Below are 25,775 nucleotides of genomic sequence, written 5' to 3'. Positions count from 1 at the left end.
TTTTTTGCCGAATCTGCGATGCTCTAATCAAATATTTCCGTAAAAAACCCGGTTTCTGAACCCCCATGCGTAAGTTTTATTTGTCAGAATTATAGCAATTTCAAATCATTAAAACAACGACGTGTTAACTCTATTCTATTGCCTGCATCTTTCGGGTTCTGAATATCGATGTTGGTGGCAAAAAAGTAAGTATTATCACCCTTTTCCAAATAACCCACGTACCACCCAATCTCTGGTTTTGCCATGCCCTCAAATCCTACCCAACCTGTCTTGGCCCGAATGGTGTAGTCGGGAGTTTTTTCGACAATCAAAATATCTTTGACAATCGAGAGAGAGCGCTCAGAAAAGGGCAAATTATTTTGGTGCAGACGGCGCAGGAACTGAATTTGCGCTTGAGGGGTAATTCGCAGTTCTCCTTGTAACCAGAATCGATCGATATCCTCTTTGCCGCCGATTTTCTGGTTGCCATATCCTGCTTGAGTAACCCATTTCTGCATCCGATCGTACCCCACTCGGCGGGCGAGAACTTGGTAAAACCAAACAGCAGAAACCTTGATTGCTTCCCTCATATTCAAATCTCGATTCCATGCGGGAATTTGCCTTTGAATACCGTCCCAAGTTAGAATCTGAATTTCATCGGCAATCACCCCTGTTTCTAGGGAAATCAAGGAATTGAGAATCTTAAACGTCGATGCAGGTAAGAAAGCGGTGGCGTTGCGCTGGGGATTGTATTGGTAAGTGCGACCGTACTTTAAATCCTCTATGAGAATTGACCCTGTAACTCCCAACTCTTGAAAATGTCGCCCAAAGTCGATCGACTGGGGAATTTCTGTAGGATTTTGAATTGTTCGAGTTGGCTGAGTGAAAGCAAACTGTGTAGGGTGAAATAGGGTAAAAGTTAGGCAAGCTAACGCTAGTAAGGCAACAATTATCCAACGAGAAACTTTGTTCATCAGCCTGTCTTAGTTTGTGAAGGATCGGCAGCCTAGAACTACACCCGCAGATTTTCTAATTTCGGAAGTATCAAGCGAGTTTTTTTACCGGGTTTCACAGCAGGCTGCGCTTAATTCTAGGTTTATTCTATTGCTTGAATGCACTCGGGAGTGTCTCTAGTGGGACTGTTGACGATCGCACTTACCGCATTTGCTTTCATTGCTGCTGGATTGTAGGGCTTTAACAGCGGCAAAACTTGCTGAGAATTGTTAATTGAGGGGTCAAGCCACTGTTCCCAATCGCCCTCGGGGAGAATCACCGGCATTCGAGCGTGCACGGGCTGCACGGTTTCGTTAGCAGCAGTAGTAATTATACTGCAAGATACAATGTTTTCTGCTTCTGGCGATTCCCAATTTTCCCACAAACCGGCAAAAGCAAAAGGTTCGCCGTTTGCCATTGTAAAATAGTAAGGCTGTTTTTTCTTGCCCTGGGGTTGCCATTCGTAGAAGCCGTCAGCGATTATCAAACACCGCCTGTGCTTGATGGCGCTGCGAAAAGCTGGTTTTTCTGCTACTGTTTCCGATCGGGCATTGATGGTATGGCTGCCTATTTTCATGTCTTTCGCCCAACTGGGAATCAAACCCCAGCGCATAAATTGAAACTGTCGCTCAATATTTTTGGAATCGACTGTGACGGTAGCAATTGATTGAGTTGGGGCGATATTGTATCGCGGTTTGATGTCTGGAACTTCGGAGAGTTTGAAGAATTCAGCGATGATTTTAGCTGAAGTATTTAGAGTGAATCTTCCGCACATAATTTATAGGTGGTATTAACGCGGTTTTTTCTCAATTCCGGCAGTCCGGCAGGGGTTTAAACCCCTGCCTCAAAGCAAAAGTCGGTTAAAACCGACTGAAAAATTTGACGGAAATCTATATCTATTTTAGTCCTCTTTTAGAGGACTTTAGCTATGAGACAGGGGTTTTTAACCCCTGTCGGACTGTCGGACTCAACCGGGCGGGCTTCCCGCCCACCCCACCACAAAATTCATTCTTTGTGGAACAGGCATCTTGTTCTTTATGGAACAGGCCGGAAAGCCTGTTCTTGGGATTTACCGTTGGGTGGGGGCGGGTTTTTGAGATGATTGGTTTTAGGCAATTATGGTTGGTAAAACACGCCCCTACGAGACATTGCTAAATTGTGGAACATTCGCAGACAACCATTCGGCCCGCAACTTGTCAATAGCTAATTCTTTAAATTTAGCTTCTACTTCAATCCAAGGAGCATCATAATAGCAATTGGGCATATCTGCAATCAAGTCGCTGTGGCGCGGATCGGCAAAAAATTCTCGGCCGTTTGATATGTGTACTAATTGCCATTCAGGAACGCGCCAAGTAGTGCTGGCTGCTGCTAGCATTTGGGCCACACTCGGATCGTCATAACTTTCTAAATGTTCGTGAATGACGTGGTGGTGGGCGTCAAAAACCATCGGTACTGCGGTATCGAGACAAACTTCTAAAAGTTCCGAGGAACTGTAAGCGTATTCGTCATTTTCAAAGGTTAAGCGCGATCGAATTGATTCGGGTAAATCGCGGATGACTGACTTGAGTTGCGAAGTGCGATCGCCCTTACCGCCGTGAATGTTCATCAGTGCCCAAGGATCTCGGGGCTGTCCCAACTTGTCCATAATTAAAGCATGAGTCGCCAGAATTTTAATGCTGTTTTTAACGACATCAGGCTTGTCGGAACTGAGGACAACAAATTGATCGGGGTGGAGCACCAAACGGATGTTGAGGGAAATTGCGCGATCGCCCACTCGGCGCAATTCTTCACTCATGGAAGTTAACACTGTTTCCCCCAAATCTGTATCTGCAAAAGGAAAGAGTGCAGAAGTCATTCGATACAATTTAATCGCATTGGCACAGCAGAAGTCGATCGCCTTGTCAAGTCGTTTTAAGTTATCTGCATACAACTCGCGCAATACTTTTTCTTGTTCAATTTCTGTTAGCTGCAACAGCCGCTTCCGGGTGACAGTGCGGAAACGAACTGCATCGGATGTTGTAATGCAGACTAATCCTAATTCTGGCAATTTGTCCTTTTCCAATACTTGGTTAATCCCGCTCATGTCTCAATAATAATCCCTAACTTTAATTTTATGTTAAATAGTTTCTATGTAGGGCGGGCCATAACCACCGGTGGGCATTGCTTGTTTGTAAGGTACACAGCCGTTTTAGGGACACGGCAATGCCGTGTCCCTACGGGGATCGATCGCGGGGGTGTACTTCATAAACTTGCAATCTGCTGTAGCATATCGATGCCAATTTAATCGATATAACTATTGCTGTTCTTCGCCAGACTCAGCCTCTTCGCCGGGCCGCGCGGTGGCAACAGGATTTTCCATTGCTTCGTTATGGAACGGATAACCGGATGTTTCTTGATTTAGGGGATCGGCTGGTTGGTCGTCAGGGGATGTAATTTGACCGTTAGTGTTGGTATTGGGTTTTGTGGAAGAACCTTTATGGCTGGCGTGACCGCTACTCATCTGTTTTTCCTCAATTAGGTCGATCGAACAATTTCTAGCTTAGACTTAGCTGCTGCGGGCGATCGCCTATCTTAAGTCAGATATCTGCTATACCAGTCTTGCAGCAGGTTTGACCAATTCCCTTTAACTAATGCCGGTTCGCGGCTGAACCATAGGCAGGTACAGGACAGCGATTTTGGTCAAATATCGGCTCAGCATTAACGTCAATCCAGGTATATTGTCCTCATTTTTTGACTTTAACAGATTCTATGTTCAAACCGAGGTTGCTTATAATTTGGCGAACAGCTTTCTCTGTGATTTCTTGATGCTTTCCCTTGGCTACAAAGCAAGTTTTGGGCATATCAGCGACTTTTTGGGCTTTGGCTCCCTGCGGCCTCTGAATTTTTGCGATACTTTTCCCTTGGGAAATGTTTGTAATTAGCTCTTACTTTTTATTCGCTTTTTTTCTCTGAGTTTGGTCAATTGCTATAGGGCTAGTCAAGATATTCTCTTAATCTGTTTCTGCGTTTGGGCTGGCGCAACTTTTGTAAAGCCTTATGCTCAATTTGCCGAATCCGTTCGCGAGTAATTTTAAATATATTGCCGATTTCCTTTAGAGTCTTCTCCCGTCCGTCATCCCAACCGTAACGCAGTCGCAGCACGTCACGTTCTAGGGGGCTGAGATCATCTAAAACGCTTTCCAAATCTTCGCGGAGCAAACTTTTCGATACTTCCTCTTCTGGTGTTTCCCCATCAAATTCAATCAACTCTCCAAATGTAGAACTTTCATCCTCACCCATTCGAGTATCTAAGGAAATGATCGGCCGATACGATTGAATAACAAAGCGCAAGTTTGCAGTTGTCATTCCCAAACAATTGGCGATTTCTTCCATCTTGGGAATGCGACCAAATTCTTGAGAAAGCTGTTTGGTAGTTTGCTTAACCTCGGAAATTGTTGACCACAAGTGATCTGGTAGCCGGATGGTGCGGGAATGGTTGTGAATTGCCCGCGTAATTCCTTGACGAATCCACCAATATGCGTGGGTGGAAAGCCTGTTGCCCTTCCTGCAATCAAACTTTTCTACGGCCTTGATTAAACCCAGATTTCCCTCCTGAATCAAGTCTAATAAATCCACCCCTCGATTTTGATATTTTTCAGCGATTGAGACTACCAGCCGCAAATTAGACTCTACCATTTTATGTTTAGCTTTTCGCCCAATCAGCAGGCGCAGGTTCAATTCTGGCAAGGGGATTTTTGCAGCGTCAGCCCACTCTGCATCCTGCAGAATTCTATTTAGCTGGCAAGACAATTGCGATCGCACCTCTTCTAATTCCAACAACTCAGCAATTTTTAGAGCTAATTCAATCTCTTCGTAAGCTTTGAGCATGGGAAATCGACGGATTTCTTGCAGGTAAACGCGAAGCGAATCTGGGGGTATAGGGTCTTCTTTAAATTTGATGCTGTCAGGAACAGTTTGATGCAAAGCTTCATTAAATTCGTCAAAGTTGCTAAAGCCGTGATTTTTATGCAACTGTGCTAAGAAAATCTCGAAGAGCATTTTTAAATGAGAGTTTGTCGGGCTGGCGAATGGGATATCTTTAAGATGTTTGACTTTTCCTAATACATCTTTAGATTCATTGCGTTTGTGTTGGCGGCGGTTTATCATGGAGAAAGTCACAGTTGCTCCATGCTGAAAAAGCACGATCGCTGGCATCGGGAAAATTTTATTAATCTCGCGGACAATCCCGTCAAGTTGTTCGATAGTGTACGCGCTCCTCCGCAGTGCGATCGCGAAAAACAAGTAGGAAGTAAAAAAGGCACTCTCACCACTGCTAGTCTCAAATTCGACAAGCTGGTCATTATCTGCAATTTCTCTCCCGGTAAATTGGAAGAGGAAATCAACCGACAGCCATTCCTCTAAGAGAGCTTTTTGGTGAGTTAGCTTTTTATCAATATCAAATTTTGCAATAAAATTATCCGAACTATTAGGTTCTAGCGCATAAATTATATCACTGCGGTAGCCAAGAGCTAAAAACAAATTTCTAGCGTTATCCGCTAGTTTTCCCTTGGCAAAACTACTTAAAGCTTCATTAATAGATGCTTTGGCTTGTTGTTCGCTGACGCTCATTTAATCACCAGCCAGGTAATCAGTTCAAAATCAGTTGTTGCTTTAACCTGATGGGCTTGTTCAACCAACACAGCACTGCGACTAGACAGCAGATTTCCGATGAGCCGCTTGTTGTAAATACCTGCAATTGAATCAACGGCCTGCTTTAGCAAATCGTTATACAAACTCATATCAAATCCGTTATTAGTTTGTCGATCGAACAAGTTGCACAACTCTTCATAGGGAACACTACACCCCGCGCACAGCAACTGATATATTTCAAGTATTTGTTTGGGTTGAGCAAAAGTTAATCGCACTTCCTTATTTTCTCGAACGTAAACTAAAAAGTATGGTTGCAGCGAGTTGACGGTTTTATTATCAAGAGAATCGCCTTTCTGTTTGAGGCAAAAAATTACTCCCGGAGCAATTATCGGGTACTCCGAGTTAGTTGGAACTACTGCATAGAGTCCTAAAGGAGCATCTTGGAGTAGTTTGCGGTTGCTCTCAATATATTTGGCCAGTTCCATTCGGAAATCATCGAGAGTGAATTCCGTTAGGGCGACACTTTCGGTGAAATCTTCGAGATCCAGCACCTCGTCTTTCAATCGCAGCAACTGCTTGTCGCGGTATTTCAAATCACTCTCAATCAGTTCTTGAATTTCCTTTGCCTCCAGCAGGTTATCTTCAAATGTACCAGCCATGTCCGCTAAAGCCATCCGTGCTTCTACTCGATTTTTCAGATTGATGTATTGATCCAAGTCCTCTGTCGGCCAAAAATTGATTAATTGTACCGTGTGGTTGGGGCTGCCAATGCGATCGCACCTACCGAACCGCTGGATAATCCGGACTGGGTTCCAGTGTATGTCGTAGTTAATCAGATAATCACAATCTTGTAAATTTTGCCCTTCGGAAATACAATCTGTGGCAATCAATAGATCGATCTCGTCGTCTTGCTGCATAGATGGAATTTGGGCGCGTTTCTTGGCGAAAGGCGAAAAATTTGTCAGGATGTGATTGAACTCGTTTTTGCCAAAGGTAGTCTTATTTGCCGCCGATCCCCCAGTGACCAAAGCTAAGTTAATTTTCAATTCTACTCTTGCCCATTCCTGCAATCCTTCGTAGAGATAGACTGCCGTATCTGCAAAGGCAGTAAAAACTAAAACCTTGCGATTTGGTTGGCCATGCTTGTTAGTTGTAGGATTCCTAACTTTCGCGGCGATCAGTTCTTTTAACTCAGCCAGCTTGGCATCGCGTTCAACAGAAATGCTTTGGGCAGAATTGTAGATTTTTTCAAGCTGTTCCTTGTCACGTTTCAGGTCTTTTAACCAGGTTTCGACATCGAGGTGCGCCATTTGAAATATCAGCTTCTGACCTACTTGTATGGCATCTTGCAACTCTTCATCCTCCAAGTCTTCAATCATCAAATCGCTGAAAATAACTGTCTGGTTAGCCTCGCGAGATTGCTGAAATTGCTGAAAATTTTTAATTTTTGTCTCTAGATATTCAATTTTGGTAATTGTGCGCTCCATTGTCAGCGCAAAGGAATGGATGGAGCTTTCTAAGCGTTTAAGGAAATTGACTTTCATCATGCCGATCAAACAGCGTTCGCGATCGCTCTGTTTGAAATTTCGCACTCCTTTATTTTCATACACCGAACGGTATGGGGACAGGACATATTTTGAAGGGTTGAATAGCGAGAGTTGATATTGAGAAATTTCGCTGTTAAGCTGTTCGTAGGACATGAACTCGCCCTTTAGGTCAATCTCAGGAAATACCGAGATGGGTTTGAGCCGTTCTGGAAAGCCGCCTAATTGGGCGATCGCATCTTTATAGTATTTTTGAATGTGCTTGCGCGATCGGGCGATCGTCAATTCGTCAAGCAGTTTGAAAAAAGCAGAACTAAGTTCTTCCAGCAGTTCGCTAGTTTTGCGATCGCGACTTTTCTTTGCCCACTTGGTAAATTTCCGTTGAGCATCAGCTAGTGTATCCCGCAGACTGGCAATTCCCAGCGATTCGCTAAAGGCAGCATCGCGACCTTCTGTGATAAAATAAAGTTGATTCCGCAAATCCTTTAAATCATTGTTAACCGGAGTTGCTGATAAGAGTAGCACCTTAGTTTGGACACCGCTCTTGATAATATCATCCATCAGCCTTTCGTAACGGCTCTTTCTAATTAGATTGCCAAATTCGTCCCGTTTACTCTTGATGTTGTTGCGAAAATTGTGGGATTCGTCAATAACTACCAAGTCATAGTTACCCCAATTAATCGTTTCTAAATTAATGTCCCCAGACCAACCGGAATCGCGACTCAAGTCGGTGTGAGATAGGACTGTATAGCTAAAGCGATCTTTAACCAAAGGATTGATATCGCTATTGTTCTGTGCTAGATATACAGTCCAATTCTCGCGGAGTTTTTTGGGACACAGAACCAAAACTTTTTCATTGCGAAGTTCAAAATACTTAATAACCGCTAGAGCTTCAAATGTTTTACCTAAACCAACGCTGTCAGCAATAATACACCCGTTATATCGTCGGATTTTATTGATGGCTGCCTTAACTCCGTCTTTTTGAAATTCAAATAGAGCTTTCCAGATTTCTGTATCAAATAGGTGTAGCTGTTCGCTGAGAATATCGCTTTTTTCTAGGTCATCTAGAAAAGTCTCGAAGATATGAAACAGAGTTTTGTAGTAGATAAACTCAGGAGTATTATTCTGGTAAAGTTGCTCTAGGTACAGCAGCACATCTTGTTTGACATCTTCGATTAGTTCGGCATCATCCCAGAGTTCATTAAACCAGGCTTTAAGGTCGCGGGTATCGCGTTTACTATCTACTTCTAGATTGAGTTCAATATTGTTATATTTTGTACCTAATCCCAGCCCCCGCACGGTAAAATTAGAACTGCCCATAATAGCATTTTCAGTTCCGTTATGAGCAATGTGATACATCTTGCCGTGCAGTAAATTAGATTGCTTTACCGACCGTATCTGTACTTTTTTTTCAATCCATTCTGCACATTCTTTCGCAACCCGCTTTTGCTCCAACCGATTTTGTAGCTGCAAACCCTCATCCTCAATTTGGAACGCCTTTTTATCGGTTTTACTGGGGTCAAGGGACTTGATGAAGCGCGGTTCGCCAAACAGAAATTTCAAGCTTTTAATACCTAGAAGTTGTTGCTTCAAAGCATCAAAAGCATAAATTGTAAAGTAAGCAGAAACAATTGACAAGGTTGAGTTTTCCTCGACCTTGGCTTTCAAAAAATCGCCCACAGTTCCGCGGTGGCGGTTGTCTCTAATTGCCGACTTTGGGAAAGAAGCATCATCCTGTGACATAGCCTACCTTTATGCGGTTGTTGCACTAGGCTACATTCTACATCTTCCACCATTCTCAAGAACAGGCAAGATGCCTGTTCCACAACATATACCGATATTGTACAATCAACTCCGCAAACGACCGGATCGCAGAATGCTAATAATTAACCAAAAACCCAAAAAACTCGCCGCCCCAAACAAACCGTTGCTCAGAAAAGATAGCTGAGCAGTTTGCGCGTTAGAAGAAATAATTGCCGCCCCCACAATCAGCGAACCCACGACAATACTAAAAGAAAGTCGGTTGGCAGAATCCCCCAGAGTGCGGCGCAGCGGATCGAGTTCTTTTAGTGTCAAGTTCCACTTCAAAGTTTCCGAAGTAACCCGGTCTAAAAGCACTTCCACCTGTCGCGGAGATTGCAAAGATAAGCTTTTCAGATCCAAGGCAGTTCTCAGCAGAGCTTGCACCGGGTCATCTCCTAATAACTGACGCCGAAACATATCGGTCATCAGCGGTTTCACCTGCTCTACAATATTAAAGCGGGGATTAAAAGATCGCGCCAGTCCTTCCAAATTCGCTAGAGTTTTTGCATACAAACCGAGATTGCTGGGCAGCCGAATTTTATTTTTGCGGGTGATTTCCAGCACCTCATAAAAAATTTCCGACAAGTTCATTTGCGACAAGCTCACATTGTAATACTTTCGCAGCATTCGAGCCAAATCGTTTTCGAGATTTGCTAAACTTTTCGGCTGAGCAAATTCGGCCATTTCCAAGGTTAATTGAGTGCATCGCTGAGCGTCTAAATCGACAATTGCCAGCAACATCTCTGTCAAATTCTGCTGAGTGCGCGGGTCTAACCTGCCAACCATGCCGCAGTCTAGCAGGGCTATCCGGCCGTCTTTGAGATAAAATAAATTGCCGGGATGCGGGTCTGCGTGAAAGAATCCGTCGATGTACAACTGCTGGAAGAAAACGCGGCAAAGCAGGGTTGTAATTTCTTCGCGTTCGGCATTTATATCTCCTTTGTGGCGAATTCCTTGCAAATCGCCTAACAAAATCGGGACTCCGTTCAGCCACTCCATTACTAAGAGTTTTTTTGTAGTCAACTCCCAGTTAATTTCTGGTAGGACAACTTGTTTGGGGTCAAACCAGCGGCTTTTAGATAAATTGCGGCGCAGTTCGTCTGTGTAGCTGGCTTCTTGAATGAAGTCTAGTTCTGCACGCAGGGCGATCGCAAATTCTTCTGCTAAGGCGACAATATCGTATTGTTGACCGAAGTCTGTGAGCATGACAAGTTCTGCCAAACCTCGGAGCACGGCGATGTCTTGTTCGATGACAATATCAATACCGGGGCGCTGAACTTTGAGGGCGACTTCGCGGCCGTCTTTTAAAGTAGCTTTGTGGGTTTGGGCGATCGAACCTGCGGCGACGGCTTCAGTGTTAAATTTAGCGAAGGTATCTTCGAGAGATTGTGTGAGTTCCTTGCGGACGATTGCTTCTACTTGCGACCACGGTACGGGCGGTACTTCCGCTTGTAGGGTGGAGAGGGTTTCGATGTAGGTGGCGGGTAAAAGGTCGGGACGGGTGCTCAGCAATTGCCCCAATTTGACAAATACTGGGCCTAATTCGACGAGGATGTTGCGGAGAACTGCTGGAGTTGGGAGACTGGGCGCGTCGGTTTTGCGGCCGGTTAGGAGGCTTTTCATGTAGTCCCAACCGTTGCGGAAGACGACCTCTAGAATTTCTCCTTTGCGAGAAGTGTTTTGAACTAGGCTGAACAAGGGGCCTCCGGGTCGATCGGGTTTAAGGGCAATATAACTACTAGGATAGCGCTGTTAACCAAGCTGACCAGTGTCTTGAGGAATAACTTCGAGGGAAGAGAGGGGGATAGGGGAAAAGGGCGATCGGGATGAAGCCATTAATTCTGATGCTACCATAGACTCTATTCAGCCCGCTCGATGATTTAAAATCTAACATCTAAAATCGATTATGATTGCAATCAAATTTCCTCCAACTTCGATCGAATTATCCATAGACTTAACTGACGAGCAATTTTTTCAGCTTTGTCAGAACAACCGCGATTATCAATTTGAACGTACAGTATCAGGGGCGTTAATTATTATGCCACCAACTGGCAGCGAAACTAGCAAGCGCAATATGGATCTATCGTATCAACTTCAAGCCTGGAGCAGGCAAAATAATCTAGGAGTTGCCTTTGACTCTTCTGGAGGTTTCACCCTCCGTAATGGTGCGGATCGCTCTCCCGATGCCTCTTGGGTCAAAAAAGAACGGTGGGATGCTTTAACACCCGAACAAAAAGAAAGTTTTGCTCCTTTATGTCCCGATTTTGTGGTTGAGTTGCGATCGCGCACAGATTCCTTAAAAAAACTGCGAGAAAAAATGCAGGAATACATAGATGATGGTGCTAAATTAGGTTGGTTAATTGACAGGCAAAATCGGCGGGTTGAAATATATCGCCCCGATCGCGAAGTAGAAATAATCCAAAATCCTGCTACACTCTCGGGGGAAGATGTATTGCCTGGTTTTGTATTGGATTTAGCAGAAATTATGTAATATTCCGGGGCGCAAAAACTGAAGAGTAAAACTATTGGTGGTCGTAAGGTGCGCACTGCGCACCTTACAGAATGAGTTACAATAAATCTTTCAACTTCTCATCTTCTCCCAACACCTTGATTACCTGTTTGATCTCCTGCGTCCTATCTTTTTTCACAATTAAAGTCACATTCCCATCTCTGACAACTACCACATCTTCTAAACCTATGGTGACGATGACCTCATTCTCATCGGCTGCATAAAAAATGCCGCCCTTGGTGTCAATTCCGACGTGTTTTGCTAACTCGACATTCGGCTTGTCTCCTTGCAGCAAACGGGCGATCGCATTCCAATCTCCCAAATCGTCCCAACTAAAGCCTACAGGCAAAACACAGGCTTTTTGCGTCTTCTCCATCAGCGCGTAATCGATGCTAATTTTGGGTAATTCCGAGTAAGCCTGCGCGCCTTTTGCTTCTAAAGCTGCCATCATTTCCGGTACATGATTTCGCAATTCTGTCAAGACTGTTCCGACGCGAAATACAAAAATTCCCCCGTTCCAACTAAACTTGCCGCTGGCTACAAATTCCTCGGCCGTGGTACGATCGGGCTTTTCCGTAAACCTAGCCACCCGATAGGCCGGAAAACCGCCAAAATTGCCGATTTCCTCCCCTTGTTCGATGTAGCCGTAACCGGTAGAAGCATAACTCGGCTTGACTCCCAAAGTGGCGATCGCATCCTGATTTCTCGCCAACTCAGCCGCCGCCTCCAAAGTCTTCTCAAACTCCTCCGGTTCCCCAATCCAGTGATCCGCCGGGAAAAAACCAACCACCGCATCCTCACCGTAACGCTTCGCAGTTTCTATAGCAGTCCAGGCCACCGCCGGCGCCGTATCCCGACCCTCCGGTTCCGCCAGCAAATTCTCCGGCGGTAACAGTGGCAACTGTTCGCGGACTCCCGCAGCCAACATTTCCGACGTTACCACCCACAAATCGTCCCAACCGTTACCTAATGTTAATAGTCGATCGGCAGTTGCTTGCAGCAAACTCTTGCCGCTACCGTCGAGACTCAAAAACTGCTTGGGCCGCTGCTTGCGACTCAGCGGCCAGAAACGTTCGCCTTTACCGCCGGCGAGAATTACGGGAATTAAGGTTTTGGTCATGATTTGAAGTTAAACGGTTCTGATCTATTTTGCCTGACACTTGAGGGATTGAAACGATCGTGATATAATCGATCGAACTAATTAATTGTTGGCAGCGTGGCGTTAACGCGCTACGTTTTTTATTTAGTAGGGATTTGAAAAATGCCTAGGAGAGATTTTTGGTCATCTTGTCAATCCAATTAGCATAAAACGATACCCGCGTGTCGCCGGAAATTTCCCCGAAACTGCCATTGTCGTCAATTTTATCAATATCGGCGATGTTTGTTTTGAAAAATCCCCGATCGCTATAACCCCAAGAACTAATCCCCGCAATCTTCCCGCCGACAAACGAAGGTCCGCCGGAATCTCCGCTAGCCGTAGCTATCTCATTTTTCCCCAAACCTCGATCGCGCAACTTCGGAAAATGCCTCCCCAAAGTATCGCGTTCCGCACTTCCATCGTCAAAATCAAAGATTAATTGACTTCCCAAAACCAAATCGGACATATCTGATTCTGTAGAATCTTTCAAAACATCAATTAAGGCATCATAGCGATTCTGTCCGCTATATCTTTTTGCCTCAGAATTAGAATTTTCATCTTGTCCCTTTGCACCTAAACCTATATATCCGTATCCCACCTTTGTCAATACTTTGCCGACTTCATTCTTGTTTCTATTTATATCGTACTGTTGAATACTTTTTGGTGCGACCCTTTTCAGTTTTAAAATAGCAATATCGTTGCCAACTTCTGACTCATAACCATTCCAACTCGGATGAATATAATAATTGCTAACAGAGATCCTAACTTCACCGCTAGGCAATTTAAAATTTGCTTTGATTGCCGTTTCTGCAGGAACCTTGACTCCGCCTCCGTTCAGACAGTGGGCGGCCGTGAGAACGTACAATCCTCCTGTTAGCAGCGAACCCGTACATTGAGTTGGTTCGAGATAGGCGACGCCTGTATATTGATTGAAAGCTAAAGGTTTGCGGGAACTGCTGTTAGCAAAAGCACTAATTATTGCTCGCCCGATTTCTGCTGTTTCTAAAACTAACAGTACAGTCAAAACTATCATTAATAAAACTTTGATTGCTGACTTCATTTTTGATGTTGAACTGATTGAATAACTGTTATATCAAATTCGGTACTATTGGAATTAATGTTACCCGCAATCAGGAGACTGCAGCGCAGTTTTTATACAATTAATCCGGTTAGGAACACGGCACTGCCGTGTCCTCTTATTTGCAATATTTTACTTCGACAATTCGACGTTAAGTTCGTTCACGACACGGCGTTTGCGTGGGAGTGATTTTTCTCTGGGCAGCAAGTCAAATACTTTCCGAAAAGCATCATCTACCTGTTCAAAGGGTATTTGTCCTTTCTCGTTAAAAACTACTTTTCCCGATTTGTCGAGAATGACAGTTTGAGGTACGAAACCTTCGTAATAATGGCTCGGTTCGGTGAGTTTCGGTGACGGTTGCGGAGGCAAAGAGTCAACTGTTATAGGCATAAAATCGGCTTCGCGGCCGTAAAATTCTTGGAGTTGAGAGACGACGATCGCGTATTGCTTGGAGTCGCTGCTGTCGTCAGTGTAAAACACTAACAATACTGGTTTATTGCGTTTGAAAGAATCGGTTAGCTTGACTTTAGGAGGAACTAGGGAACCGTTGCCGGCGTAGAGGGCAAAGATTGTACCGTCATAGCGATCGTCGGTGAGAGTTGCGAAGGCTGGTGGCGTGCCGGTTAGCAGTATCAAGCTAAGTGCGATCGCCACCGTTAAAAGACTGGCTGACAAGATTCGCCGCCACAAGCGTCCGCCTGAAGCAGCAGCAGTAATAATGGAATTTCGGTACTCAGAAAATATCATAGGTTGTTGGCAGTTGCTGTAAGGAAAGCGAAAAAGCGTGCAAAAACTTTCCTAAGTTTATCAGCAAAATGTATGCAAATGTTGTTGAGTAGGTTAAAGTAGTCTCGGATCGATTATGATAATTTGCTTTTAGCGGCGATCGACAGTAAGCACTATGGGTAGGGACACGGCAGTGCCGTGTCCCTACAGATATCCCGTACAATCCACCGGATTTGATATCAACCGATCGCTGGTGACTGACAGCTAGAAACTGACAACTAGGAACTGACAACAAATGATATTTTTGCTTGACGGACTCCTCGCCCAAACGCCCGCTGCTGATGTTTCCGGGCCCGCTCAAATCAATCTGGTGCAGGCGATTGTTTTAGGAATTGTACAAGGATTAACAGAGTTTTTGCCCATCAGCAGCAGCGCTCATTTGAAGGTAGTGCCGATCGCCCTGGGATGGGGCGATCCGGGGGTTGCCTATACTGCTGTAATTCAGTTGGGCAGTATTGTGGCAGTGCTTTGGTATTTCTGGAAAGACTTGACAACTATAACTTTTGGTGCTGTAGATGCCGTGGTGCGGCGCGACTACGAATCGCAAGAGTTTCAAATAGCGCTGGGAATTGTTTTGGGAACAATACCTATAGTCTTTTTTGGGCTGCTAATCAAGGCATTGGTTCCAGATTTTGACAAGTCGCCGCTGAGAAGTTTGGGTGCGATCGCCATTGCTTCGATCGTCATGTCGCTGCTGTTAGCAATAGCAGAAAAAATTGGCAAGCGCAATCGCACTTATGAAAAGTTAACTGTTCAAGACGGTATTTTGATGGGATTAGCTCAAGCAATTGCATTGATTCCGGGGTGTTCGCGATCGGGTTCTACCCTAACAGCAGGATTGTTTATGGGATTGGAAAGACCCGCCGCCGCGCGGTTTTCTTTTTTATTGGGAATTCCGGCAATTACTCTGGCTGGATTAGTGGAATTAAAGGGTGCTTTGGGAGAAGGAATGGGCGAGGGTGGAGTGGCAGCTTTGATAGTGGGAACGATTTCGGCATTTGTGTTTTCTTATTTGTCGATCGCGTGGCTGATGAAGTTCCTGCAAACTCAAAATACGTGGGTGTTTGTGTGGTATCGGCTGGCTTTTGGCGTGGCGATTTTAACTGCTCTCGCAGGTGGGGCAATGAAAAATGCGTAGGTTGTTCTAATTACAAGAACAGGCTCTCCGGCCTGTTCCACAAAACAAGAACAGGCTCTCCGGCCTGTTCCACAAAGAGTAAATTTTATTGTGGGACGGGCCGGAGAACCCGTTCATAAAATGCTTATTAAGAGTTAACAAAATGTTAGCTTGTAACTCAAAGTGAGTGAAGTAATATCAATTCCGGCTGCGCCGGAATGATAAGCGAGGACACGGCAGTAGGGAAACGGCACTGCCGTGTCCTGATTTCGGGTAATATTAATTCCGATGCAACCGGAATTGATATAAAATGCTCGAAGATAGCGATCGCCAAAATGCACTATTAGCGCTAATTATGCTGGTTCCTGCTGCTAGCATTGGTGTAGCAATTTCCTTATTTATCGCCCCGGAATTGTGGGAACAATAGTATCAGATTTAAAACTGGTTATCCGTTCAGAATCCCAGTGCTAATATATGGAAGAGTATCGCAAAAAAAGCGATTATTTCCCGCACGGCTGGGTTGACAAAAGAGCGCTGTTGTGCAGGCAGAAACAACTAACCTTGTCAGGAGCCCAGTCAAAATTTTGAGTTTCATAAATACATATTTTTGATACATCCTCTCACAGCCAAGCTAAATTCACAACCCAGAACTTATCCTGATTCTAAAGGCGATCGAGCTTAGCAAACTATGTCAATACCGAAAAAAGGAACAAGAAAAATAATAGTTGATGGGCAGCCTTTCATCTGGCTAATCCGAAGACAAGCTACTTATACGCAATCATGCTACACTGGCGGAAATATTCATGTTGGTGTCGAACACGCTGAAAAACAGGGTTCGGTGTTAGTTATCCTCACCGATCGACCTCATCCTCAATGTTTGGCGGATATTAACGAAGGGAAACCAGTAACACCCTCTGATGTAGCACAATGGATACGGCAAGCGGTGCAACTTGGATGGCAGCCTCAGCTACCCGGAATAACTTTTGAGGTGCGGATTGCAGGACTGTTTATGGAAAAAATATAATGCTGTTTATTCAGTAACCACACAAGTCAATTCTGTTAAAGACAATTCACTCGCCTAGGATGAATTTAGCGATCGCCCGATCGCCAAATTCATCCTAGACAAGTTAAACTGTAAACATTCTCCGCTAGCCACATCCTAAACTATGACCGCACATCAGGAATCCATCATCGACCAGTTCACTCGTCAGGCAATTCCATTCTCTAAATTGTACGCTCACACAAATCAAGAGTCTATGTACCTGCTCATAGAAATGGCGAGTGTTTCTGACAAAGACACAGTTCTAGATGTTGCTTGCGGCCCGGGTATTGTTGCTTGTGCTTTTGCTGCGGTTTCCAGTCGCGTTACTGGCATTGATTTAACACCAGCAATGATCGCACAAGCCCAGATTTTGGCACAGCAAAAAAACTTGACTAATCTCTCATGGCAGGAAGGCGATATCGAGATGCTACCATTTGCCGATGATAGTTTTTCCATTGTTCTGAGTCGTTACGCTTTCCATCATTTTTTGCGGCCAGATGTTGTGTTGTCGGAGATGGTTCGCGTATGTCGTCCGGGCGGTCGAATTCTGATTGCTGATGTTGCGATGCCGCCGGACAAAGTTGATGCTTATGACCGGATTGAGAAGTTGCGCGATCCATCTCATACTCGCGCCTTGACTCTGGAAGAGTTGCCCCAATTAGTCGCGGATGCCAATCTTCAAAATATCAAGTTGGCATTTTACAAGGTAGAATTAGAGCTTGAACAGCAGTTAGCTGCTTCTTTCCCAAATCCCGGCGATGACAATAAGGTGCGACAAATTTTTAGAGAGGATATTGGTGTTGACAATCTGGGGGTTGGCGCACATGAACGAGGAAATGAAATTCATTATGCGGTTCCGATCGCTGTGATTGTTGGCGAGAAAGCAAAGCTATAGTTAGCTGGAAATAGGAATTAGGTAATGCCGATCGCAATTCAAGTGCTGCTCCTAATTCCTACAATGTGCGTCAAGCCAAGCTCCCGATCGCGATCGGCGGCTAAAGTTTCCTTCATTCTTATGGCAAGTTAAAAGTGTATAATTAACTCTACTATGACAGGGAACTGCCATGACTATTCTTAAACCCCGTTATAAGCTGTTCAGCATTTAAATTAAGTTCGCAAAATAATCAAAAGTGAGTAACAATTAAAAATCGAAAATTTTAAATGGAGGATTCACTATGACTGCACAAATTCAACAAGCTATCGATATTGGGCGTTGCTTAATCAGGGTATGAAAAAAATAACTTGAAAATCCCGAAATTTTGTGGATACTGGTTTCTCTGACTTGCATATTTAGCCCTTCATACCTTAAATCAGCAACGCCGACATTTACTCAAAATCCGATCGCGAAGAGATTGAGATAGACGAGATTCGTCAAATTATGAAAGGGTTTAGCAAAACTTCTCAATAAACAAATGCTTGAGTCTTTTCGTTATAATCCCATGATTAGGCTGGGTTAAAGCAAACTATGTCAATACCGAAAAAAGGAACAAGAAAAATAATTGTTGATGGGCAGCCTTTCATCTGGCTAATCCGAAGACAAGCTACCAATACTCAAGCAGACTACGGTTGGGGAAATCTTCATGTTGCTGTCGAACACGCTGAAAAAGCGGGCTCGGTATTAGTTATCCTCACCGATCGACCTCATCCTCAAGGTTTTACTCCAACTAACGCAGTGAAACCAGTAACAACCTCTGATGTAGCACAATGGATACGGCAAGCAGTGCAACTCGGATGGCAGCCTCAGCGATCGGGAATCACTTTTAATGTGCAGATTGCAGGAGGACGTGCAGAAAAAATATGTTATAGCGGGGAGTGTCGATCGGCTATGCTGAAGACAGAAAATTAACACCGCACTCAAACTCAAAATGCTAGTCGTTCCCAGCAGTTAATATTGATGTAGCACAAAAATATATATCCTACACCAACTACCACGATTCGGCTTTCGCCGACGCTAAGCGATGTCTACCGAAACATTAGTTAACTGGCTTGCAAAAAGTACCGAATTAGGCATATTATCCCGCGAGATTTTACAGGCGATCGCGGATGAAATGGAGATGACAACTTTTCCCCCTGGATTTCGAGTGGTAATAGAAGATACGCCCGTCACTAATCTCTATATTTTAGAACGGGGACAAGCCGATCGATACCGCCGCAAACAACCGGGTTTAATGTGGGGGAGTAGTTTATTACCGGGGGCGATCGTCAATTTATCGGCCCTTCAACGATCGCAACCTGCCGATAGTCGAATTATTGCTCGGACAGAGTGTCAATTTTGGGTAATTAGTGCCGATCGCTGGCGTGGTTTGCTAGAAAGATATCCACGGATCGCCGAAGCCTACGCTCAACGTTTGGCGGCGAAATTAGAGCAGCTAGAAGCAGAAATTGCCTACGAACGAGAGCGTCAAAATGCCCTCCGCAGCTATCTAGTACCTAGGGCGAAACGAGGAGTCATTGGCAATAGTCGTTATGCAGTGAAATTGCGCCAACAAATTCGCACGGCATCGAGTGACAGCCGATCGGTATTAATCTCTGGCGAACCTGGTTTAGAAAAAGATAATTTAGCTGCTTTAATTCATTTCGGTTCCCATCGCCGCAACGAGCCAATTATTCAGATTAAAAGTGCTTTACTTCAGAGCAATGGAGCGGAATTATTCGGGCGGTTGGGCGGCAAACCGGGGCTGTTGGAATGGTTGGGAGAAGGGACGTTAATTTTAAATGACGTGCAAGAATTACCCGCTCAATTATGCCCCCAAATTCAGCAATTATTAACCGAGGGAACCTATACGCCAGTTGTCAAAGAAGGACAAATACCGCGACCACCGCGTCCTAGTAAGGCCCGGATAATTTTAATCTCAGAAATTGTGCAGCCCAAGCTAGATAAGCTGACACAACACAAGATTAAAGTCCCATCCTTGCGGGTGCGAAAAACAGATTTAGAGGCACAAGTCAACTATTATCTCAATATCATTGGTCGCCAAAAGAAATTAGTCAAGCCCCAAGTTACACCGGAAGCAATTCGCCGCTTACAAGCCTACGATTTTCCAGGTAATTTGCAGGAATTGCAGGGAATGGTCGATCGCGCCTTAGTTCAAGCACAGGGGAGTAAGGTATTAACGGAAGAAGTGTTTTGGGCCCAGGCAGCGAAGAAACAAAAGTTTCGGGTGAATTTATTAAATATTTATCCAAAATTTCGGCAATTTTTACGGAGCGATTGGTATCCCGATCGCGTGAATTATTGGTTTACCACCTGGGTGTTTGCATTGGTGGTAATTATCCTGTTTGTTGCTCCCCAAGATCGACAACATAATTTTGCCCTAAATATCTTTTGGGCGTGGTGGTGGCCGTTAATTTTATTATTATTCCCCATCATCGGGCGATTGTGGTGTGCTTTTTGCCCTTTTATGATTTATGGGGAAATCGTCCAAAAACTATCGCTAAAAATTTTCCCTCGAACTCTCAATAAATGGCCGCGCCAACAAGCCGAAAAATGGGGTGGCTGGCTTCTATTTGGACTATTTACTCTGATATTTCTGTGGGAAGAGTTGTGGAATTTAGAAAATACCGCCTATTTATCCAGTTGTTTGTTGTTGCTCATCACCGCCGGAGCGGTAATTTTTTCCCTAATCTTCGAGAGGCGATTTTGGTGTCGTTATTTATGCCCGATCGGGGGAATGAATGGATTATTTGCTAAACTCTCAATTATCGAACTGCGCGCCCAACAAGGAACCTGCGCGGCGGAATGCAGCACCTACCAATGTTACAAAGGCGGCCCCGGTTTGGGGGAAGGATTAACTACTAATGGCTGTCCGATTTATTCCCATCCCGCCCAATTAACCGATAATAAAGATTGCGTATTGTGCATGACTTGCTTGAAAGCTTGTCCGCATCGATCGGTAGAATTAAATCTGCGCCCTCCCGGCATCGAATTATGGACGACCCACGTTCCTCACAGTTATGAAGTTGCCCTGTTATTTCTATTATTAGGCGGTATTTATCTGCATCGCTTGCCGGAGATAAATAGTTGGTTGGGGCTGGGCATCAATTTAGAGCAATTTTTACCTCATTTAGGACTGTCGATCGCAGTGTTAATTATCCCGCCGATGATTCCCCTAATTGCCTACGCAATCATGCAGGCAATTTATCGATTGGGACAAGCAGAAACCATGCCATTTACAACCTACAAACCCCTCTCATTTGTCTCTCTCGCCTACGGTTATTTACCCTTAGTCTGGGGCGGTAGTTTGGCTCACTATTGGCGATTGGGTTTGCAGGAAGGCGGTCGAGTGATTCCTGTAGCTTTTGCCACTTTCGGACAAATTAGAGACGATTTACCGAGTTTTATTGGCGATCCAGCGGTGATTAGTTTCTTGCAAGGTTTAACTTTGATTGTATCATTATTAGTTACAATATTTGTGACTCAAAAAATTGCCAAGCGCTCAATTAAATCTTTGATTCCACAACATTTAGCGAGTTTGTGCCTGATGCTGAGTTTGTGGTATGCGATCGTAGGAACCTGAGAGTGAGTAGGCGCGATATATTATTATTCCCGTGCAAAGCAGGACGATAATCAGCACAGATAGAGGACACGGCAGTGCCGTGTCCCTACCTCGCTCCATCATTCTTAGGGTGTACTTCATCAACATGGAATCTGCTGTATGTTACGCTCCTCTACTTTTAGTTTTGAGTTTTTTCTGACAATTTAAGATCGGACTTCGTGCTGACAGGTACAGGAAAACACCATTACAAAGATGCCAGAGGAAATGAGTACCAGTTGAAAAGAAAGGGCAAATTGCCCGATCGAGAGTACGGAATGCAAGGGCTAATAGGAATAAACCTGTTGCTGCTAATAGAATGAATGGTTCGCGCTTTTGCTGTGGATAGTGATACAGTCCTAGTCCGAGCAAAACCAAAAATGCAGGCGCATACTAAAGAGAACTATTGAGAAGATTTGTAAATTGCTTGCTAAAATCGCTAACAAAAAAGAATGCTGCAAGTAATACTCCTGCATATCCTTAATTCATGCTAACTACCCGATGATTGTAAAGCCAGATAAAACAAAGCTGAAAGAGCAGAATAGGAATCACCTCTAGTAAATTTGCCCCTCGCGTTGCAAATGTATGAAACAGGAAACTTGCGATACCAATACTGGTGGCTAAAGCAATCAGTATCCAAATACCAGGCGATCTTTTGTGGTGTGGCCGAGCTAATTGCCAAATAGCCCATGCTGCAATAATGAAAAACACATTGGAAATAGCATTCAGTGGCTCGTTCCATAAACCAGGAACGAGCCGCTCACAGTAAAGGTCGATATAATCATTCATAGCTCTACCATTTATTTTTTCAAGCTAACTTATAATTGTGTCGCAGATGCTGTACAATACACTATCTAATCTAGAATACCGCAAGTCGCTGATGTATGTAAACCCCTTCTTACTCGCATTCAGCTTTTTAAACTAAACTAAACCTGTATAATTGAGACAGGTGAATGGAAGATAGTACGAGGGTTATATTTACACATTAAAACCTCAAAAAACTCTGTAACAAACTCAATTTAACCCAATAATTAATCCCGAACTTATGAGCGACTTATCAATCCGGCCCGCCCTGATCACCAAAGTTATCCCCGACAGCATCTGCGCCGAAATGGGATTTGAACCCGGAGACTCAATCGTCGCCGTCAACGGTCAAAAACCCCGCGATTTAATTGACTATCAATTCCTGTGCGCCGATGAATTTCTCGAACTAGAAGTTTTAGATGCCAAAGGCAAAAGTCACAAGCTAGAAATAGAAAAAGATTATGACGAAGACTTGGGAGTGGAATTTGAAACTGCTCTTTTTGACGGACTAATTCAGTGCAACAATCGCTGCCCTTTTTGCTTCATTGACCAACAACCACCGGGAAAGCGCGAAACTTTGTATCTCAAAGATGATGACTACCGCCTCAGCTTTCTTTATGGCAGCTATCTCACTCTCACAAATTTGACTCAAAAAGAGTGGGAGAGAATTGAACAAATGCGGCTTTCTCCTCTCTATGTTTCCGTGCACGCTACCGAACCGGAAGTGCGAATTAGGCTGTTAAAAAATCTCCGCGCTGGCAAGATTTTAGAACAAATCAAATGGTTTCAAGAACGCCGCTTGCAAATTCACGCTCAAGTAGTTGTTTGTCCCGGTATTAATGATGGCGAACATTTAGAACGCACTTTGTTAGATTTGGCAAAGTTTCATACCGGAAATCTTCCCGCTGTAGCATCGGTGGCTGTAGTGCCGGTGGGTTTAACTCGCTTTCGCCCAGCCGAAGATGAATTAATTGCAGTAACTGCGGAAAAAGCGCGAGAAGTAATCGAGCAAGTGCAGAAAATTCAAGTGCTTTTGAGTAAAGGAAAGGGCGGCCCAAAGGCGAAAAAGCAGAATTCAAAATCGCGCTGTATTTGGCTGGCTGACGAGTGGTTTTTAATAGCTGGTTTAGATTTGCCGTCGGCTGCTGATTACGAAGATTATCCCCAAATTGGTAACGGTGTGGGTTCTATCCGCCAGTTTATCCAGCAGTTTGAAACGGCTTTTGAGAAGCTGCAACCGATGCCAGTTAATCCGCCGCGAAAGTTGGTTTGGGTGGTGGGGAATGCTGTAGAAAAAGCTTTTGAGCCGATCGTACAACAACTAAACCAAATTCCCGGCTTGTCCGTCAACATGGCAGCACTGTGCAGCCGCTACTGGGGACAAACTATCACTGTCACTGGTTTGCTCACCGGGCAAGATTTGCTCGAAGCTTTGCAGGGGCGAGACTTGGGAGATGGCATCCTGCTGCCGTCGGTGATGCTAAAACAGGGGGAACCGCGTTTTCTCGACGACATGACCCTCGAACAGCTCGCCAGCTCGCTGAAAACCCGGATTTTGCCGGTTAGCGGAGTAGAGGAACTAATCTTAGGGGCGATCGGTCGAGCAACTGCTGAAGTTGAATTGTAAATTTTGAATGCAACATTGAAAAGTAACATGAGTACGGTAATTCTGACTTGTAACTGGCGAGTTCAGGCTACAAACTAGAAACTTGATCCCAAATCTTGCTCTAAAATGATCTCTAGAATTGCAGATTAATTAAAAAATTATGCGTGTTTTTCGTCAAATCGCGATCGTCGGAGTGGGCGCTGCAATTACTTTCAGCAACCCCGGACAGAGTGCTTCAGCACAGCCTCCGGCTCAGTCCCAGGACAGCTTGGCCCCTAGCAATCAGCTTCAATTAGGGCAGAATGTTCGATCGACCTCGAACACAGCGCCAGAATCAGCCTCAGAGCCCGAACAGCCGATCGCCCCGGGCCCGCCAACCTCCGAGTCTCAGCAGCAAGGGGAAGCGAAGATCGCATCAACTCCCCCAACCGGGCCCGAGCAAGCATCAAAGCCTCAACAGGCTGCTCCGGCTTCCCCATCAACTCTGTCTCAGGGCGGTTCAACGCCTCTAAGAGGTTTGGGACCGACAGGCGCCGGGCAGCAACCTTCCCCGATCCGCCCCAACAATGGTCCTGTGCCGAGTTCCCCGGTGCCGAGTTCCCCGGTGCCGATTTCCCCGATACCAATTATCCAGGGCACTCCGAACGAAAGTTTCCCCCCTCTCACCCCGAGGGGCATTTTAGACACTAAGCCTCCGGCTTCCCTGGAACCCAACCCGAATCCGCTGCTGTTTCCGACCTCGCCCGAGGATGTGAGGATCGAGCAAACAGAGGCAATTACTTTGCAGCAGGCGATCGACCTCGCCCGCCGCAACAGCCAAACTTTGCAAATCGCCGGACAGCAAGTGGAACAAAGCAGATCCGCTGTGCGCGAACAGCAAGCTGCTCTTTATCCCGACCTGACTTTTCAAATGGACGCCAGCCGTTCTGTGAGTGCCGGCGGAGAACTCGGAATCCGGGCTGGGCAGCGCCGCCTCAACGCTCTGGCTAACCGAACCGGGCAGCCCGCCCAGCAAGCCGGCACAAATTTCGGCAGTAACAGTCTCAACAGCACTTTGCAGTTGAGCTACAACATCGATTTGTTCGGAGGCCGGCGCGCTAACATCCGCGTGGCTGAGGAACAGTTGCGGATTCGGGAACTGGATGTAGAACGCCAAGCCGAGCAACTGCGCTTCGACACTGCTGAGGCTTACTACAACTTGCAAAACTCGGACGGACAAGTTGCCATCCGCCAAGCTTCGGTGAGAAATGCCCAGCAAAGTTTGCGGGATGCCGAAGCCTTGGAACGGGCAGGGGTGGGAACCCGGTTTGCTGTGTTGCAGGCTCAGTCAAATTTGGCTAACGAACAGCAGCAACTGTCAGTGGCCCGTCGCGACCAGCGAGTTGCCCAGCGGCGGCTGGCTGAGATTTTGAATATCAGCCAGTCGGCGAACTTGACGGCGGCTGACCCGGTAGAGCAAGCGGGCTCCTGGAGGCTGTCTTTGGAAGAGAGTATCGTCCAAGCTTTTAAGAATCGCCCCGAGTTGGAACAGCAGTTGGTGCAGAGGGATGTCAGCAAGCAGCAGAGGCGATCGATTCAGGCGGGGCGTTTGCCTCAACTGAGCGTTGGGGGTAGTTACAACGTACTGGGACAAGACCCTGATAACCCCGATCCGTATGCTACTCGCGGCTGGGCCGACGGGTATTCGATCCGGGCGAGTCTGACTTGGAGTATCTTCGACGGGGGCGCGGCGAACGCGAGGGTGAGACAGCGGAATGCTGATATTGCGATCGCCGAAACTCGATTCGACCAACTCCGCAATCAGGTGCGCCGGGAAGTGGAACAAGCTTATTTTGGCTTGGAGTCGAGTTTTGAGAATATCGAAACTTCTGAAGCGGGGGTTTTGCAGTCGAGGGAAGCTCTGCGTTTGGCGAGACTGCGGTTTCAAGCTGGCGTGGGTACTCAGACGGATGTGATTCAGGCGGAAACTGATTTGACTAGGGCTGAGAGAAACCGATTGTCGGCAATTGTCACCTACAACCTCGGGCTTTCGTCTCTCCAGCGGGCTGTGAGCAATCTTCCGACTAATAACCTCTCGGATGCTCCTTGAGATTGGGTTGGGACGATTCACGCTCGGGATAGCTACGCACGCGCGTCCTTTCACCGCCAGCGGCATTGGGCATCGGGTATGGGGCAACTCAAATACGACTGAGACTCAGAAACCCGGTTTTTGGGC

At 45.5% G+C, this 25,775-nt stretch carries 19 protein-coding genes; 8 read left to right on the top strand and 11 right to left on the bottom strand.

All coding sequences use genetic code 11. The features are described from left to right. Positions 1-89: 89 nt before the first annotated feature. From blaOXA to QUA02_RS03120, 7 genes are all read right to left on the bottom strand, one after another. Positions 90-953, bottom strand: coding sequence for a class D beta-lactamase (gene blaOXA, locus QUA02_RS03150; protein WP_333025239.1), 864 nt, complete (start codon positions 951-953; stop codon positions 90-92). Positions 954-1,075: 122 nt separating this feature from the next. Continuing rightward, positions 1,076-1,747, bottom strand: coding sequence for an SOS response-associated peptidase (locus QUA02_RS03145; protein ID WP_333025238.1), 672 nt, complete (start codon positions 1,745-1,747; stop codon positions 1,076-1,078). Positions 1,748-2,110: 363 nt separating this feature from the next. Beyond that, positions 2,111-3,055 carry a UV DNA damage repair endonuclease UvsE gene (gene uvsE, locus QUA02_RS03140; RefSeq protein WP_333025237.1) on the bottom strand — a complete coding sequence of 315 codons (945 nt, stop codon included), beginning with the start codon at positions 3,053-3,055 and terminating at the stop codon, positions 2,111-2,113. 210 nt (positions 3,056-3,265) lie between these two features. Next, positions 3,266-3,472 (bottom strand): hypothetical protein, encoded by a 207-nt coding sequence (locus QUA02_RS03135; protein WP_333025236.1) that lies wholly within the window; start codon positions 3,470-3,472, stop codon positions 3,266-3,268. A 473-nt stretch (positions 3,473-3,945) separates the two neighbouring features. After that, positions 3,946-5,010 (bottom strand): sigma-70 family RNA polymerase sigma factor, encoded by a 1,065-nt coding sequence (locus QUA02_RS03130; protein WP_445305118.1) that lies wholly within the window; start codon positions 5,008-5,010, stop codon positions 3,946-3,948. A gap of 566 nt (positions 5,011-5,576) precedes the next feature. Then, the gene (locus QUA02_RS03125) at positions 5,577-8,888 is read right to left on the bottom strand and encodes a DEAD/DEAH box helicase family protein (RefSeq protein WP_333025234.1); all 3,312 of its coding nucleotides are present in this window, start codon (positions 8,886-8,888) and stop codon (positions 5,577-5,579) included. 105 nt (positions 8,889-8,993) lie between these two features. Continuing rightward, entirely contained in the window at positions 8,994-10,646 is a 1,653-nt protein-coding gene (locus tag QUA02_RS03120; RefSeq protein WP_333025233.1) for an ABC1 kinase family protein, read from the bottom strand. 208 nt (positions 10,647-10,854) lie between these two features. On the opposite strand from QUA02_RS03120, the gene QUA02_RS03115 reads away from it, so the two are divergent. Beyond that, positions 10,855-11,439, top strand: a complete 585-nt coding sequence (locus tag QUA02_RS03115) for a Uma2 family endonuclease (RefSeq protein ID WP_333025232.1) — start codon at positions 10,855-10,857, stop codon at positions 11,437-11,439. A gap of 76 nt (positions 11,440-11,515) precedes the next feature. Here the strand turns inward: QUA02_RS03115 and QUA02_RS03110 are convergent, their stop codons facing one another. From QUA02_RS03110 to QUA02_RS03100, 3 genes are all read right to left on the bottom strand, one after another. Beyond that, positions 11,516-12,577 carry a mannose-1-phosphate guanylyltransferase gene (locus QUA02_RS03110; RefSeq protein ID WP_333025231.1) on the bottom strand — a complete coding sequence of 354 codons (1,062 nt, stop codon included), beginning with the start codon at positions 12,575-12,577 and terminating at the stop codon, positions 11,516-11,518. A 145-nt stretch (positions 12,578-12,722) separates the two neighbouring features. Then, positions 12,723-13,655: a trypsin-like serine protease gene (locus QUA02_RS03105; protein WP_333025230.1), complete on the bottom strand. Its 933-nt coding sequence runs from the start codon at positions 13,653-13,655 to the stop codon at positions 12,723-12,725. 150 nt (positions 13,656-13,805) lie between these two features. Next, positions 13,806-14,420, bottom strand: coding sequence for a thylakoid membrane photosystem I accumulation factor (locus QUA02_RS03100; protein ID WP_333025229.1), 615 nt, complete (start codon positions 14,418-14,420; stop codon positions 13,806-13,808). A 274-nt stretch (positions 14,421-14,694) separates the two neighbouring features. On the opposite strand from QUA02_RS03100, the gene QUA02_RS03095 reads away from it, so the two are divergent. From QUA02_RS03095 to QUA02_RS03075, 5 genes are all read left to right on the top strand, one after another. Beyond that, entirely contained in the window at positions 14,695-15,597 is a 903-nt protein-coding gene (locus QUA02_RS03095) for an undecaprenyl-diphosphate phosphatase (RefSeq protein WP_333025228.1), read from the top strand. 667 nt (positions 15,598-16,264) lie between these two features. Next, a complete protein-coding gene (locus QUA02_RS03090) occupies positions 16,265-16,600 on the top strand; it encodes a hypothetical protein (RefSeq protein WP_333025226.1) in 336 nt (111 codons plus the stop codon). 142 nt (positions 16,601-16,742) lie between these two features. Continuing rightward, complete coding sequence (locus QUA02_RS03085) at positions 16,743-17,513, top strand: class I SAM-dependent methyltransferase (protein WP_333025224.1); 771 nt, start codon at positions 16,743-16,745, stop codon at positions 17,511-17,513. Between the two features lie 570 nt (positions 17,514-18,083). Continuing rightward, entirely contained in the window at positions 18,084-18,464 is a 381-nt protein-coding gene (locus tag QUA02_RS03080; RefSeq protein WP_333025223.1) for a hypothetical protein, read from the top strand. Positions 18,465-18,576: 112 nt separating this feature from the next. After that, positions 18,577-21,135 (top strand): sigma 54-interacting transcriptional regulator, encoded by a 2,559-nt coding sequence (locus QUA02_RS03075; RefSeq protein WP_333025221.1) that lies wholly within the window; start codon positions 18,577-18,579, stop codon positions 21,133-21,135. Between the two features lie 495 nt (positions 21,136-21,630). Here QUA02_RS03075 and QUA02_RS03070 read toward each other — a convergent pair whose 3' ends face one another. Then, a complete protein-coding gene (locus QUA02_RS03070) occupies positions 21,631-21,939 on the bottom strand; it encodes a hypothetical protein (protein ID WP_333025220.1) in 309 nt (102 codons plus the stop codon). 256 nt (positions 21,940-22,195) lie between these two features. Between QUA02_RS03070 and QUA02_RS03065 the strand changes: the two genes are divergently transcribed. Then, positions 22,196-23,581, top strand: a complete 1,386-nt coding sequence (locus QUA02_RS03065; protein ID WP_333025218.1) for a TIGR03279 family radical SAM protein — start codon at positions 22,196-22,198, stop codon at positions 23,579-23,581. A 139-nt stretch (positions 23,582-23,720) separates the two neighbouring features. Next, positions 23,721-25,649 carry a TolC family protein gene (locus QUA02_RS03060; protein WP_333025217.1) on the top strand — a complete coding sequence of 643 codons (1,929 nt, stop codon included), beginning with the start codon at positions 23,721-23,723 and terminating at the stop codon, positions 25,647-25,649. Positions 25,650-25,775: the final 126 nt, after the last annotated feature.

The sequence above is a fragment of the Microcoleus pseudofavosus SVA1_A4 genome (assembly GCF_036700565.1).
GTDB lineage: Bacteria > Cyanobacteriota > Cyanobacteriia > Cyanobacteriales > Microcoleaceae > Microcoleus.
This window is presented reverse-complemented; position numbering and strand designations above follow the sequence as displayed.